Here is a 14,788-nt window from a genome sequence, read left to right on the forward strand (position 1 = left end):
CCCCGTTAAATGTTTATTGCAGAGCTCCCGCCAGTTGGGTCAGCAAAGTCTCCAGATCGCGCGCGACGCCGGAGGACTCCCGGTCGTCGGCAGGCTTGCGGTTTTTGCGCTGGGCATCGGCCTCGGCTTGAAGCGTCGCCACATTCTCTTCCAGAGAGAACAGCTGGACGAACAGCTTCATCGCCTCTTCACTTTTCTTCTCGGCGGCGAGTTCCTTGATCCGCAAAATCGGCTCGTGGATCATTTGGTTGACCATGCTTTTGGTCAGTTTGCGGATCACTTTCAGTTCCCGCTCGTCCAAATCCGGAAGCTTGCGGAGCATGCTCTGCAGCGTCGTTTCATGAATCGCGGCCGCCTTGTCCTGCAGCGCGCGAATGAGCGGGCTGACGCCGAGCGTGGCGTACCATTCCCGATAGGCCTCCAGCTCTTCATCAATCATCGTTTCGATGACGACCGCTTCTTGGCGGCGTTTTTCCAGGTTCGTCTCCACGATGCCTTCCAGATCGTCGATGTCGTACAGGAACACGTTCGGCACATCCCCGCAAGCCGGGTCTAAATCACGCGGCACCGCGATGTCGATCAGGAACAGCGGTTTTTTCTTGCGTCGGGCCATGGCGGCTTCCACCGCTTCACGGCTCAGGATGAAGTTGCTCGCGCCGGTGCTGCTGATGACGATGTCGGCCTCATGAAGCCGGGCGACGGCATTTTCCATCGACAGCGCCGTTCCGCTGAATTTGTCCGCCAATTCTTCTGCGCGGGACACCGTGCGTCCTGCGACGAACACGCGGTTCGCGCCGTTGGCATACAGATGGCGGGCGGTCAGCTCGCTCATCTTGCCGGCTCCGATAATGAAAACCGTCTTATCGTCAAAACGGCCGAAAATCCGGCGGCCCAATTCGACAGCCGCGTAACTGACCGATACGGCGCTCTCGCCGATCGACGTCTCCGAATGCGCGCGCTTGGCGAAGGTGACGGCTTGTTTAAACAACCGGTTAAAAATCGTGCCGGTCGTCCGATGCTCTTGGGCCAATCGCAAAGCTTCCTTCACCTGACCGAGAATCTGCGTTTCGCCCAGGATCATCGAATCGAGTCCCGAAGCGACCTTGAGCAAATGCTCAATCGCCTGATCGTCTTCATACATGTAGAGATGCCGGTTAAATTGCTCTCTCGTCATATTGAACCATTGTTCCATAAAAGAGCGGATATAGTGGCCGCATACTTGCTGGCGGTCCACCACCGCATAAATTTCCGTCCGGTTGCAGGTGCCCACGATCACGCCTTCCAGAATGCCCGTCGTCTGCTTCAGCATGTCCAGCGCCTGGGGCAGCTGGCCTTCCGCAAGAGCAAAACGTTCGCGAACTTCAACGGGAGCGGTCCGGTAATTCAAACCGACGACAATCAAATGCACGGGCATTCACCTGCCTTTCTTTAGATACATGAGGGACCCTGCGAATTAGGAAAAACTTCAATCGAAGTAAAGTCAAGTTGAGCGACCGCGTTAAGAGGAAGTTTTTCCATGCACAGAAAGTTTTCTCTCGCTTTAACACTTCAGCGGACTTAAAACTTTCAGTATCATCATCACCAAATTTTATTATAGCACGTTGGGACAATCGGGCTCACGGCCAAATATGAAAAGTTTATGACAGGGGAAATCATACCGCATTTCCCTATTGTCGGCGGCAAAACACCGCGTTATTCCTAGGAATAGGAAAAGCCATGAGGCGATGCCTCATGGCTCTCTTCGCTTTTCAATGGGATTATACGAGCTCCGCCTGTTTCATGACCGGCTCTTCAACTTGCATTTCGCCCAAGCCCCGTACAAGCTTCTTCGCATAAGTACGTTCAGGCTTCAGAACAGAAACAAGATAATCGATCGCAGCCTGCGGATCAACCGTTTCGCCGCAAGTGTAACAGTCGATAGCGGCAAAACCTTTCTCAGGATACGTGTGAATGGACAGATGGCTCTCCGAGAGAAGAACCAGTACGGTCGCGCCTTGCGGTTCGAATTGTTGTGCTTGAACCGAGAGAACGGTGGCGCCGCATGCTTCGGCTGCTTCCACCATGTGCGATTGGAGAAGTTCGGCGTTGTTCAGCATATCGAAGCTAACTCCCCATGTGTCAACCGCAACGTGCCGTCCGAAAGTAGAGTATTCCATCTTTCGGTTCCCCCTTCCTAGGAATAAAATGTGAAGCTGATTTCATCCGCTAGGACCTACGTCATTCACTTCTCGAGGGAATTTGCTCGCAGACCGAATCCATTCCTGAGTGAATCCTGGTTCCTATTGTGTTGTCAACGAAACTAAAAATAACATCTATCCGCGTGAAATGCAACTATTTTTTTGAAACAAAAAAACTCTCGTCCATCCCGCGCCGGACGCGGGGTTTCCCCGCTTTTTCCGAAGCGCTTTTTTGCGGTGCCGTTCAAGCCCCGCTATATGCGGAATTTAGATGTTTTTCCCGAAAAAATAAAGAACCGCAATCGCGGTTCTTCGTGTTTAACAAAGTAAAGTTAAAATATTTTCAGGCTTCAAGCGCGAACAACAAGCGGCTGTGATACTTTAAACGTTCATCCACTTCTTCAATGGCTTGGGGATCCTTTAACTTCATACGGCGGTCCAGCAGTTCGTTCACCGCTTCGCGAACCCGATGGATCTCTCCCTCGACGGAACAGAGCAGAAACTGCGCTTCCAGCCGGCCGAGCGTATCCCGATGTTCGTATACCGTTCGAATCGCGCCGTCCCGGCACTCTACGATGCGTACGACAGCTCCCTGCATGTAGTGATAGACCATGGTAAAACCTTGATAAATCCGGTTTACGACGGCATCGCCTTTGAAGGACGATACCAATTGGCGAAGGGTGTTGGTGAGCTTGGGCTTGATGACCCTGCAGGTCAGCGAGCACCGATAATTTCCGTTCGATCGCTCAAAGGTCAAGCGGATAGATTCGCCGCCAGCGTCATCCTCCAGAACGACTTCCTGATTGCCGTTGTCCATTACGAATACCTGCAAGCGAAGCTGCTGGGTTTCACATAAGGCGATAAGGCGCGGCAGTTGGGCTTCTGAAACCGTCAGATTGGCGTTGACATACTCCGTGGCTACCCGATGAGCCATAAAAATCTCCTCAATTCCCGTTTTGTTGCCTGATTGTGTTTCCCTTGTATTTACTTACCCACTTTTATTATAAGGGAATAATCCGGAGGATTCTTGCTCGCCGCCTTTGATTTTTCCGGGAAAAACGCGTAAAAAACGATTCCTCCCGGCATCCGGCCGAACTTTTACCCGTTATCCTCGGTTTCCTGTGCGAAGTTCTCGGGTTCGGAGGGGGATTCGCTGGCGATTTCGACCGCTTGCTCGATCAAGCTCCATAATTCTTCTCGTCCCTGCCCCGTCTCCGAGGAAAACACGATCAGCGGCACATGGCCGGGCATACCCAGCGTCTGCCGGACGATTTTCGCATGCTTCGGGATTTGATTGCGGGAAATTTTGTCCGCCTTGGTGGCCACGACGCACATCGGGATGCCGTAATGGGACAGCCAGGCGTACATATTCCGGTCATCGGCGGACGGCGGGTGACGGAGATCCACCAGCTGGAGCACCAGCTTCAACGGTTTCCGGTCGCGCAAGTAACGCTCCGCCAGCTTGCCCCACGCTTCCCGCTGGGATTTGGACACCTTGGCGTAACCGTAACCGGGAAAATCGACGAAGTACAGCTCCCCGTTGATCAGGTAATAGTTCAGCGTCTGGGTTTTGCCCGGCTGTGCGCTCGTGCGCGCCAAGTTTCTTCTCAGCAGCATTTTGTTGATGAGCGAAGACTTACCTACGTTGGATCGGCCGGCTAAGGCCACTTCCGGCAAACCGTCCACCGGAAATTGGCTCTCGCCGGCCGCACTGATGACAAACTCACTGGATTTGATTTTCATCGAAACAGAACGTCCTTCCGAATTGGCCTCTAATGGGTGCCGAGCGGCGGACCGTCTTTGGCGTCCGGATCGACCGCGGCCGGGATGCCGACTTCCGGCTTCACCACTTCCGGATCGCTGCCCGACAAAGCGGGCGGGGTCACCACGAACGGCTCCCTCATCGCATGCAGCAGGACTTCATCCATATGCGAGACGGGGATGAATGTCAGTTCTTCCCTCACACTTTCCGGGATATCCCGCAGATCGCGCTCGTTGTCCTTCGGAATGAGCACTTTGCGGATGCCGGCCCGGTGAGCGGCCAGCGATTTTTCCTTCAGTCCCCCGATAGGCAGCACGCGGCCGCGCAGCGTGATTTCGCCGGTCATGGCGACTTCCCGCGATACGGCGCGGTTCGTCAGCGCCGAAATGATGGCGGTGGCCATCGTGATGCCGGCGGACGGTCCGTCTTTAGGGATGGCGCCTTCGGGAATATGGATATGGATGTCCGTTTTTTCATGAAAATCGGGCTCGATTCCGAGCTCCTTCACCCGGCTGCGCGTATAGCTGAACGCCGCCTGTGCCGATTCCTTCATGACGTCGCCGAGCTTGCCTGTCAGCGTAAGCTTGCCGCTTCCGGGCATGACGGTGACTTCGATAACCAAAGTGTCGCCGCCGACTTCGGTCCACGCCAGACCGGTAACGGCTCCGATTTGATCTTCCTGCTCCGCCATACCGTAACGGAACTTCGGCGGGCCGAGATATTCTTTTAGCTTCTCCACATCCACCACGACCGGCGCCGCTTTCGGATCTGCAACGATCGCTTTGGCGGCCTTGCGGCAAATGGAAGCGAGCTGTTGCTCCATGTTCCGTACGCCCGACTCGCGCGTATATTCCCGCACGAGGGCAAGTACGGCCGTGGGAAGCACATCCAACTGCTCCTCTTCCAAGCCGTGCTCCTTCTTCTGCTTCGGCAGCAAGTGCCGCTGCGCGATTTGCTGCTTCTCCAGCTCGGTGTAGCCCGGAACCGTGAGCAGCTCCATGCGGTCCAGCAAGGGCCGGGGAATGTTATGCACCACGTTCGCCGTCGTCACGAACATGACGTTGGACAAATCAAACGGGATCTCGATATAGTGGTCGCTGAAGGTGGAATTTTGCTCCGGATCCAATACCTCAAGCAGGGCGGAGGCCGGGTCCCCGCGAAAATCCATCGCCATCTTGTCGATCTCGTCCAGCAAGAATACCGGATTTTGCGTGCCGGCAGTTCGCATGCCTTGAATGATACGGCCGGGCATCGCGCCGACATAGGTGCGGCGATGGCCGCGGATTTCCGCTTCGTCACGCACGCCGCCCAGCGAAATGCGGACGAATTCTCGGCCAAGCGATTTGGCGATGGATCGCGCCAGCGACGTTTTGCCGACTCCCGGCGGTCCTACGAAACACAGAATTGGCCCTTTCAGCTTCTTGACGAGCTTCTGAACGGCCAAATATTCCAAGACCCGCTCTTTGGGTTTCTCCAGTCCGTAATGCTCTTCTTCGAGAATTTGCTCGGCTTTTGCGATATCCAGGACGTCTTCCGTCTGTTTCGTCCAAGGAAGGGCGAGCAGCCACTCGACGTAGGTACGAATAACCGCGCCTTCCGCGGAAGAAGCCGGCATCTTTTCCAGACGCTCGATTTCCTTCTCGACTTTCGCCGCGATCTTCTCCGGCAATTGCGCTTCTTCCAGCTGGGCCCTCAGCTCTTCGACTTCCCCGGCCCGGCCTTCCTTCTCGCCGAGCTCCTTCTGGATCGCCTTCATTTGCTCGCGAAGGTAATATTCCTTCTGCGTTTTTTCCATCTGCTTCTTGACGCGCTGGCTGATTTTGCGCTCGAGCTCCAGCACTTCCCGCTCGTTGCCCAGCAGGTCCAGCAGCTTCTCCAGACGAGGACGGACTGCCACCGTCTCGAGAATGTCTTGCTTATCTTTAATTTTCAAGGACAAATGACTGGTGATAACGTCGGCGAGCCGACCGGGCTGTTCGATATCCGTGACCGCGGCCAGCGTTTCGGGCGTTACTTTCTTAGACAGGTTGATGTAATGCTCGAATTGGCTCAATACGGCACGCATGAGGGCGTCCAGCTCAGGATCGTTTTCACCGGTTTCCGGAAGCTCCTTCGCGACAACCTCGTAAAAATTTTCGTTCGGCAAGTATTGTTCGATTTCCGCACGTGACACACCTTCGACCAGTACACGAATCGTTCCGTTCGGCAGCTTAAGCATTTGACGAACTTTCGAAATGGTGCCGACCCGGTAAATATCTTCCTGCGTCGGCTCTTCGATGTTGACCTCGGACTGGGAACATAGAAGAATCATGTGGTCGTCGACCATGCTTTGTTCCAACGCTTTGACCGACTTTTCCCGTCCGACATCCAAGTGAAGCACCATGCTGGGATAAACGAGCAGCCCGCGAAGGGGCAGCAAAGGTATGGAACGGCTTTTCGGTTTGCCCGAACCCATGTCCGGCACCTCCTCTGAAACGGTTCTCGAACCTTACACGAATACTTCCGTCATTGTACCAAATGCGGCGGCCCGCCGCAAAAAACGGACAGCTTACAAGCAGTCACGGAGTACCGCTTCGTGTATCGTATGCGAAAAAGGAAAAGCCGATTCGGCTGCTTGGGCGGCAGCGGATCGGCCGATGAAAATCCGGCGCGAGCGCCGGAAGGATGCGAGTCAACCTTGTGCCGGCAAACCCGGCGAGGAAGGCATCGGATTGTCGCGGCGGTGGGCGTTCGTCTCGAGTGAGGCGGCATCGGTCGCGGCCGATCCGGCGTGCAGGACGGAATAAGGCGCGGCTGCGGCGAACGAATCCGCGGATACCGCCGGCTGCACGGCTTCTTCTTGTACCAGGTCAAGCGACTGAGCCTCTCCGAACACGTGACGGAACACTTCCTCCATATTTTCGACCGGAATAACTTTTACCCCTTCGAGGCTGTCGAAAATCTCCTGCCAGTTTTCTTTGGGAATGAGGACCGTCTCCGCACCGGATTGGAACGCCGCCTCCACCTTGGCGATGACGCCGCCAACCGGCTTCACCTTGCCGTGGATGCTCACTTCGCCGGTCATAGCCAGCTTGTTGTCTACCGGCCGTTTGGTCAAAGACGACGCGATTGCGACCGCCATGGCGACACCCGCGGAAGGGCCGTCTACCGGCGTGCCTCCCGGGAAGTTGACGTGGAGATCGAAATTTTCCGCACGCAAGCCGCAGCGTCTCAGTACGGTGAGCACGTTGTCCACCGATCCCTTCGCCATGCTTTTGCGCCGAAGCGTCCGCTGACCTCCGCCCAGCTCTTCCTCGTCCACGACTCCCGTGATCGTGAATTGTCCTTTTCCGGGCGAAGCGGGGGTCGACGTCACTTCAATTTCGAGCAGCGCGCCCATGCTTGGGCCGTAGACGGCAAGGCCATTGACCAGGCCCACCTGCGGTTCGGCCGGAATTTTGCGGTCCGGCCGCGGAGGGAGCTGGCTGCTGTTCACGACCCACTCCACATCGGCTGCGGACAGCTGGCTGCGATTTTCCGATAAGGCGAGACCTGCCGCGAGCTGGATAATGTTCACGGCTTCCCTGCCGTTGGTGGCGTAACGCTTGACGACATCGACGGCTTCCGGCATCGGCTGAAAACCGATTTTCTGAATCGCATTCTCCGCGATCCGGGCGATCTCATCCGGGAGCAGCGGGCGGAAATACACTTCCATGCAGCGGCTGCGCAAAGCCGGCGGCAAATCGTTCGGAGAGCGCGTAGTGGCGCCTACGAGACGGAAGTCGGCCGGCAGACCGTTTTGAAAAATATCGTGGATGTACATCGGAATATTGGGATCTTCCGCGTGATAGTACGCGCTCTCTAGGAACACTTTGCGGTCCTCTAGAACCTTAAGCAGCTTGTTCATCTGGATCGGATGAAGCTCGCCGATTTCGTCGATGAACAGAATGCCGCCGTGCGCCTTGGTCACCGCTCCGGGTTTGGGCTGCGGGATGCCCGCCACGCCCATGGCGCCTGCACCCTGGTAAATCGGGTCGTGAACAGAACCGATCAGCGGATCCGCGATGCCGCGCTCGTCGAAACGGGCCGTCGTGGCGTCGATCTCAGTGAACTTCGCGTCCTGCCGAAAAGGGGAGAGCGGATTTCTTTTCGCTTCTTCAAGGATGACCCGTGCCGCGGCGGTTTTCCCAACACCGGGAGGTCCGTAAACGAGCACATGCTGCGGGTTGCTGCTGCACAAAGCCGCTTTCAATGCGCGCAGCCCTTCCTTCTGTCCGACGATGTCCATCATCGAAGCAGGCCGCGTTTTCTCCGCGAGCGGCTTGGTCAGCGAGATCGAGCGAAGCTTTCGCAGCTTCTCCATCTCCTTCTTGGATTCCCGGTCCACGGCCGAGCGGTTGCTCTTCTGGTTGCGGAGCAAATTCCAAAAATAGACGCCGATGACGACAGCAAAAAACACCTGAATGAGCATCAAAATCGTGCCCAAGGTCATCTTCTTCATCCTCCCCGAACGCTTCACGCCCAAGACAAAAAAATCCGGTATCCGGGCTATACTTAGTAGTATTGCCCGGATACCGGAGGATATAAGCGGTTCAGGAAACCGGAACCGGCGTGTCCGTAGGATTCGAGTAGCCGGTCTTGTATGTCGCGTCGATGAATTGGCGTATCTCCGCGTTCGATTTGCCCTGGCTTTTCAGCTGCGCGCTTTGCAGCGCAATGGACAAGCAAACGTCACAGCGGGTACCGTGATCGTCCCAGACGACGGTGCCGTCCTTCCTCACCTCATGAATGAAGCAATGCAAGTTATTGCGATGGCCGGCGCTTTCTCCGCATCCGCAGTAACACGGAATCCATTGCAGCGTATCTTGCAAGGCCGCGGCCGCTTCATAAGCCAACTTCACTTTGTTCGGACGCTCGTCCAAAAATGCGGGAAGATCATGCAAGGAAGCCGTTTCCTCTTGCAAATCTCCATTGGCGGCTTGATGCACGCGGGGGGATTCCCCCGACTTGCCGCATGCCGCAAGAACCGCGATCAGCGCAAGCGAGCATAGCAGCCAGAACAGCTTGCTCTGTGCCCCGCGGCCGCTCAATGCTTCCTCCCCGGGATGACGCCCGTCTCGTTATAGACCGCCGCAATGTAATCGATTTCCCGCTTCAATTCGGAAACGAGCTCCTCTTCCGGCACTTTGCGGATCATTTCTCCATAACGGAAAAGCATGCCTTCTCCCCGCGCTCCCGCGATGCCGATATCGGCCTCCCGAGCTTCTCCGGGACCGTTAACCGCGCAGCCCAGCACGCTGACTTTGATCGGCACCTTCAGCTTGGACAAATACTCTTCCACTTCATTGGCCACCGAGAACAGGTCAATGTCCAGCCTGCCGCAAGTCGGACACGAGATCAGCGTCGGAGCGTCGGTGATGAGCCCGAACGTCTTCAGCAGTTCCCTGCCCACCTTGATTTCTTCCACCGGATCGGCGCTGAGCGAAATCCGCATCGTGTTGCCGATGCCGGCATTCAGAAGCACGCCAAGACCGGCGGCACTCTTCACCGTTCCCGAGAACAGCGTGCCCGCTTCGGTGATGCCCAAGTGGAGCGGATACTTGATCACTTCCGCGGCCTTGGTGTAAGCAGCGATCGCCATTGGCACGTCGGAAGCTTTCAGCGAAACGATAATATCGTGAAAATCCAGCTCCTCCAGGATGCCGATATGAAACAGCGCACTTTCCACCATCGCTTCTGGAGTCGGATAGCCATATTTCTCGATCAGGTGATTCTCCAGCGAACCGGCGTTCACGCCGATCCGGATCGGAATTCCGCGCTCCTTGCACGCTTTCACGACGGCTTCGACTTTCTCACGCCGGCCGATGTTGCCCGGATTGATCCGGACCTTGTCGATCCCGTTCTCGATGGCCATCAACGCAAGCCGGTAGTCGAAATGGATATCGGAAACGAGCGGGATGGAGATTTGGCGTTTGATGTCTTTGATCGCTTCCGCCGCTTCCTTATTGTTCACTGTAACGCGAACGAGCTGGCAGCCGGCTTCCTCCAGGCGTTTGATCTCCGCCACAGTGGCGGCGACGTCGGCCGTTTTGGTCGTACACATGCTTTGCAGGATCACTTGATTGTTCCCGCCGATCGTCAGGTTCCCCACCCGGACGGGAACGGTGTCAGTGCGTTTGTACATACGGCATTTCCTCTCCCCGGTAAAAGGCAAAATAACGTGTTAAACTTTCCGTGACATTCATGCTAAAACACACCCCGCCGGAGGCGGGGTGCGGAACATTAGGCGCTCTCTTCTTTTTTCTTGCCTTTCTTCGTGTGCAGCTCCGGCGTCATCTTTTCCTTGACGACCTTCTCTGTCACCAGGCAATTGACGACGTCGTCTCTCGACGGAACTTCGTACATCACGTCCAGCATAATGCCTTCGATGATGGCGCGAAGACCGCGGGCCCCGGTGTTGCGCTTGATCGCTTCCCGGGCGATTTCCTCCAAAGCGCCGCGATCGAATTCCAGCTTGACGTTATCCATCTCGAGCAGCTTCTGGTACTGCTTAACCAGAGCGTTCTTCGGCTCGGACAGGATGCGGACAAGCGCTCCTTCATCCAGCGGCTCCAGGGTGGAGATGACCGGCAGACGGCCGACGAACTCGGGGATCAATCCGAATTTCAGCAAGTCTTCCGGCTGTGCCAGCGACAAGTACTCGCCCGGCTTCATATCCTTCTGCCCTTCCAGGACGGAGTTGAAGCCGATCACTTTTTTGCCGATGCGGCGCTTAATGATTTGCTCCAGACCGTCGAACGCGCCTCCGCAAATGAAGAGGATGTTCGTCGTGTCAATCTGGATGAATTCCTGATGCGGATGCTTGCGTCCGCCTTGCGGAGGAACGGAAGCGACCGTGCCTTCGAGAATTTTCAGCAGCGCCTGCTGCACGCCCTCGCCGGAAACGTCCCGCGTAATCGACGGATTTTCGGACTTGCGGGCCACTTTATCGATCTCGTCGATGTAGATGATGCCGCGTTCCGCTTTTTCCACATCGTAATCGGCGGCTTGGATCAGCTTGAGCAAAATGTTCTCGACGTCCTCACCGACATAACCGGCTTCCGTCAAGGAAGTCGCGTCGGCGATGGCGAACGGTACGTTCAAAATTTTGGCCATGGTCTGCGCGAGCAGCGTTTTACCGGAACCGGTCGGGCCGATCAGCATAATGTTGCTCTTTTGCAGCTCCACATCTTCCAGCTTAGACTGGGAATTGATGCGCTTGTAATGGTTGTAAACGGCGACGGACAGCGATTTTTTCGCCTGTTCCTGGCCGATGACGTACTGATCGAGAATGTTGCGGATATCCTTCGGTTTCGGAATATCCTTCAAATCGAGCTCTTCCTCGTGCCCGAGCTCCTCCTCGACGATTTCCGTGCACAATTCAATACATTCGTCGCATATATACACGCCGGGTCCGGCAACCAGCTTTCGCACTTGATCCTGCGATTTACCGCAGAAGGAGCACTTCAGTTGGCCTTTCTCGTCGTTGAATTTAAACATGGAATGCCTCCTTTATCCGGGAATGGGCGCAGAGATGACCTTGTCGATCAGACCGTAGGCCAGCGCTTCGTCCGCGCTCATAAAATTGTCTCTGTCCGTGTCGCGTTCGATCTTCTCATAAGGCTGACCGGTACGATCCACGTAGATGCGATTCAGTTTTTCCTTTGTCTTGACGATCCAATCCGCGTGAATCTTAATATCAGATGCTTGACCTCTTACCCCGCCCAACGGTTGGTGAATCATGATCTCGCTGTTCGGAAGCGCATAGCGCTTTCCCTTCGCGCCGGCCGTCAAAAGCAGCGACCCCATGCTGGCGGCCATGCCGCAGCAAATCGTCGATACGTCCGGCTTGATAAACTGCATCGTATCATAGATACCCATACCGGCGGTAACCGAACCTCCGGGTGAGTTGATGTACAAGGAGATGTCCTTCTCCGGATCTTCCGCGGCCAAGAAAAGCAGCTGGGCAATCACGAGATTGGCAACATCGTCGTCAATAGCGCTTCCTAGGAAAATGATCCGGTCCTTCAGGAGCCGGGAGTAGATGTCGTACGACCGCTCTCCGCGGTTCGTTTGTTCGACGACCATTGGCACCAAACTCATTCCAACCAAGCCTCTTTTCAACGTGGACTTGAAAGCGTCGCTAATATTCTAACACGTTCCCACCGGAATGTCATGCGGACCGAACGCCTCTTGACGGCGCGCGAAACCGGGTATCCAAGTCGTTACATATTATGCTGGAATCGCATCGAAAGATGCAGGCAGCCTGTCCGACTTCCGGTCGCAGGGAGAAAAAGAAGGCACGCCGATTAGCACGTGCCTTTGCCCCACTTCTATTGATACGGTTACGCGGTTTTGCTGTTATCCACGATGAACTTCACGGCTTTGCGCACTTTCAAGTCCGTGGACAGCGTGTCCATGTATCCGTTCGCTGCGAAAATCCCACGAAGCTCGTCAGCGGAGCGGCCATACATTTTGGAAAGGTTGTCCAGTTCGCTGTTCACGTCTTCGTCGGTCACATCCAGCTTCTCAGCTTCCGCCACCGCTTCGAGCACGAGATTGTTGCGAACGCGCTTCGCTGCGTCCGGCTTCATCTGTTCGGTAAGCGCCGCTTCGTCTTGTCCGCTGAACTGGTAGTACAAATCGAGGTTCATGCCTTGCATGCGAAGGCGGCTTTCGAACTCCTGCTTCATTTGGTTGATTTCGTTGTCGATCATTACGTCCGGAATTTCGACTTCGGCGTTGGCGGAGGCTTTGTCTACAAGCTCCGTTTCGCGTGCGGTTTCGGCGTCTTTCTCTTTCCGTTCTTTCAGCTTAGCCGCCAAATCCTGTTTGTATTCCTGCAGCGTGTCGAATTCACTGACGTCTTTCGCAAATTCGTCGTCCAGAGCCGGCAGGTTTTTGCGCTTGATCTCGTGCAGCTTCACTTTGAAAACGACCGGTTTGCCGGCAAGATTCTCCGCATGGTAGTTCTCGGGGAAGGTGACGTTGACGTCTTTCTCTTCCGCGATATTCATGCCGACAACCTGATCCTCGAATCCCGGAATGAACGAGCCGGAGCCGAGTTCCAGGGAGAAGTGGTCGCCTTTGCCGCCCTCGAACGGTACGCCGTCGAGGAAGCCTTCGAAGTCGATCACCGTCATGTCGCCTTGCTGCGCAGGACCTTCATCTACGACAACCAGCTCAGCGTGACGCTGTTGGAGGCGCTCAAGTTCTTGGTTCAATTCTTCATCCGTCACTTCCGTATCGGCAGCGGATGCTTCAAGGCCTTTGTACTCGCCCAGCTTCACTTCCGGCTTCACGGTCACCTTCGCCTTAAATTTGAATGGTTGACCTTTGGCAAATTGCTCTACTTCCACATCCGGACGATCCACCGGCTGGATGTCGGTTTCGTCGACCGCTTGGGTGTAGGCTTCCGGAAGCAAAATGTCGATGGCATCCTGATACAAGCTTTCTACGCCGAAACGCGCTTCAAAGATCGAGCGCGGTACTTTGCCTTTGCGGAATCCAGGCACGTTCACTTTTTGAACGACTTTCTTGAACGCCTTGTCCAATGCTTGCGCGACTTGCTCCGCTTCGATTTCAACGTTGAGAACCCCAACGTTCTTCTCTATCTTTTCCCAGTTTGCTTTCATGGTAAAATTCCCCTCCGTGAGACTTCGCCGTTGAGTCGGCTCCCGTTTACATAAACCATTCCATTATAATCAACCGTTTGAAGCATTTCAAGCAAAATACCATCGCATTCTACAAGCTGCCGCGAGGTTCGACGGCGTATTGCCGGAGCCACCTGAGCGCCTGCTCATAGCGAAATCGCAGCTCATCGGTAATTCCGTATTGTTCGCGGGTTTCATCGTCGTTCGTCTTGCCGTGGAGCTTCTCTAGCAAAATCTGATGAAGGGCTGCCGCCCAGACATCCGAGGAGCCGTCGTCATCCTCCGTCATCGTGCGGAAAATGGGCATACCATAGGCGGCTTGTACACATTCTTTCCACATTTCTTCCGCAAAATAAGAGAGGGTGGGGTCGGAGATTTCCGCGGCCTGCCGCACCCTCTCCAATGAGGAGAGAACCGCCGGCGGAAACTCTCCGAACGACAGCGGCGTATCGCCGATTTCCAGTGTCAGCGGCTCACCGTCTCTCCAGATCGTTATCGCACCGGATGCCCCTTGTTTGCGAAGCGCCTGAAGCGCGCGAAACTGCACGGATGGATGGTACTCCTCTAAAGCCAGCCATTCTCGAAGAGCAGGTTCGATATCCGGATATGTCAGATGCAGCAGCTGTCCGATTACCAGCATTTGCTGATCCGGCCCCTCTGCCTGCCGCAGCGTCTGAAGAAGTCTCGGTACGTATTCGCTGTCCTGCAAAGACCGGTCGGTCACGCGCTGGCGAACCCAATCCGTTTCGGTCTCTTCTTCTTCACCGTCCTCCTCGTCAAAAACCGAAACGACATTCCCCGCCACCACCGCTTCCGGAAATGCGGCTTCGAGCCAGCCGAGCAGCGCTTGCCATTCGGTGTGATGCCGCTCCGCATCCCCTCCGCACTGCAGCAAAAAAGAAAGCAGCGCTTTGGCGTCTCCGTATCGTTCCGTCTCGAGCATTCTGGTCAGCTGAATTTGATAAAAATCCAGCGTTTTAGGAAACAAGACCAAGTTGTCGTTGGCTCGGTCGGTCATCGAGATCCCCTTCCAGGCCGATTTAGGCCGAGGTTCAGTCACCGCATTATACCATGAACTATCGTTCGAATGGAAAATGGGCCGGTTCCGTCGTTTGTAGTTGGATTTTACCCAACTATTTCGGCACCCGTGATTAGTTTCTGCGCTGTAGTTCGATTTC

At 55.5% G+C, this 14,788-nt stretch carries 12 protein-coding genes; all 12 read right to left on the minus strand.

Annotated features, from left to right (window positions below):
• Positions 1-13 precede the first annotated feature (13 nt).
• Positions 14-1,408 carry a glutamyl-tRNA reductase gene (hemA, locus tag E5161_RS13720; RefSeq protein WP_136778379.1) on the minus strand — a complete coding sequence of 465 codons (1,395 nt, stop codon included), beginning with the start codon at positions 1,406-1,408 and terminating at the stop codon, positions 14-16.
• A 349-nt stretch (positions 1,409-1,757) separates the two neighbouring features.
• Positions 1,758-2,156, minus strand: coding sequence for an adenosylmethionine decarboxylase (speD, locus tag E5161_RS13725; protein ID WP_136778380.1), 399 nt, complete (start codon positions 2,154-2,156; stop codon positions 1,758-1,760).
• 364 nt (positions 2,157-2,520) lie between these two features.
• A complete protein-coding gene (locus E5161_RS13730; protein WP_136778381.1) occupies positions 2,521-3,111 on the minus strand; it encodes a non-ribosomal peptide synthetase module in 591 nt (196 codons plus the stop codon).
• A 164-nt stretch (positions 3,112-3,275) separates the two neighbouring features.
• Positions 3,276-3,920 carry a ribosome biogenesis GTP-binding protein YihA/YsxC gene (yihA, locus tag E5161_RS13735; RefSeq protein WP_136778382.1) on the minus strand — a complete coding sequence of 215 codons (645 nt, stop codon included), beginning with the start codon at positions 3,918-3,920 and terminating at the stop codon, positions 3,276-3,278.
• Positions 3,921-3,949: 29 nt separating this feature from the next.
• Positions 3,950-6,394, minus strand: coding sequence for an endopeptidase La (lon, locus tag E5161_RS13740; protein ID WP_136778383.1), 2,445 nt, complete (start codon positions 6,392-6,394; stop codon positions 3,950-3,952).
• Between the two features lie 216 nt (positions 6,395-6,610).
• A complete protein-coding gene (gene lonB / locus E5161_RS13745) occupies positions 6,611-8,410 on the minus strand; it encodes an ATP-dependent protease LonB (RefSeq protein WP_136778384.1) in 1,800 nt (599 codons plus the stop codon).
• Between the two features lie 100 nt (positions 8,411-8,510).
• On the minus strand, positions 8,511-9,008 hold the full coding sequence (locus tag E5161_RS13750) for a PCYCGC motif-containing (lipo)protein (RefSeq protein ID WP_211246738.1): 498 nt from the start codon (positions 9,006-9,008) through the stop codon (positions 8,511-8,513).
• Positions 9,005-10,102, minus strand: a complete 1,098-nt coding sequence (gene ispG / locus E5161_RS13755) for a flavodoxin-dependent (E)-4-hydroxy-3-methylbut-2-enyl-diphosphate synthase (RefSeq protein WP_136778385.1) — start codon at positions 10,100-10,102, stop codon at positions 9,005-9,007. The genes E5161_RS13750 and ispG overlap by 4 nt, the downstream gene beginning before the upstream one ends.
• 98 nt (positions 10,103-10,200) lie before the next feature.
• Entirely contained in the window at positions 10,201-11,457 is a 1,257-nt protein-coding gene (gene clpX, locus E5161_RS13760; protein WP_136778386.1) for an ATP-dependent protease ATP-binding subunit ClpX, read from the minus strand.
• A gap of 12 nt (positions 11,458-11,469) precedes the next feature.
• Positions 11,470-12,060 (minus strand): ATP-dependent Clp endopeptidase proteolytic subunit ClpP, encoded by a 591-nt coding sequence (clpP, locus tag E5161_RS13765; protein ID WP_136778387.1) that lies wholly within the window; start codon positions 12,058-12,060, stop codon positions 11,470-11,472.
• 242 nt (positions 12,061-12,302) lie between these two features.
• Complete coding sequence (gene tig / locus E5161_RS13770; RefSeq protein ID WP_136778388.1) at positions 12,303-13,592, minus strand: trigger factor; 1,290 nt, start codon at positions 13,590-13,592, stop codon at positions 12,303-12,305.
• A gap of 109 nt (positions 13,593-13,701) precedes the next feature.
• Positions 13,702-14,628 carry a HEAT repeat domain-containing protein gene (locus E5161_RS13775; protein ID WP_136778389.1) on the minus strand — a complete coding sequence of 309 codons (927 nt, stop codon included), beginning with the start codon at positions 14,626-14,628 and terminating at the stop codon, positions 13,702-13,704.
• Positions 14,629-14,788 lie beyond the last annotated feature (160 nt).

Source organism: Cohnella pontilimi, assembly GCF_005049045.1.
Classification (GTDB): Bacteria; Bacillota; Bacilli; order Paenibacillales; family Paenibacillaceae; genus Cohnella; species Cohnella pontilimi.

Coding starts and splice junctions, on each gene's coding strand:
- yihA (WP_136778382.1), bottom strand. CDS start 3,920: ATGAAAATCAAATCCAGTGAGTTTGTCATCAGTGCGGCCGGCGAGAGC.
- ispG (WP_136778385.1), bottom strand. CDS start 10,102: ATGTACAAACGCACTGACACCGTTCCCGTCCGGGTGGGGAACCTGACG.
- E5161_RS13775 (WP_136778389.1), bottom strand. CDS start 14,628: ATGACCGACCGAGCCAACGACAACTTGGTCTTGTTTCCTAAAACGCTG.
- clpP (WP_136778387.1), bottom strand. CDS start 12,060: ATGAGTTTGGTGCCAATGGTCGTCGAACAAACGAACCGCGGAGAGCGG.
- speD (WP_136778380.1), bottom strand. CDS start 2,156: ATGGAATACTCTACTTTCGGACGGCACGTTGCGGTTGACACATGGGGA.
- lon (WP_136778383.1), bottom strand. CDS start 6,394: ATGGGTTCGGGCAAACCGAAAAGCCGTTCCATACCTTTGCTGCCCCTT.
- lonB (WP_136778384.1), bottom strand. CDS start 8,410: ATGACCTTGGGCACGATTTTGATGCTCATTCAGGTGTTTTTTGCTGTC.
- tig (WP_136778388.1), bottom strand. CDS start 13,592: ATGAAAGCAAACTGGGAAAAGATAGAGAAGAACGTTGGGGTTCTCAAC.
- clpX (WP_136778386.1), bottom strand. CDS start 11,457: ATGTTTAAATTCAACGACGAGAAAGGCCAACTGAAGTGCTCCTTCTGC.
- E5161_RS13730 (WP_136778381.1), bottom strand. CDS start 3,111: ATGGCTCATCGGGTAGCCACGGAGTATGTCAACGCCAATCTGACGGTT.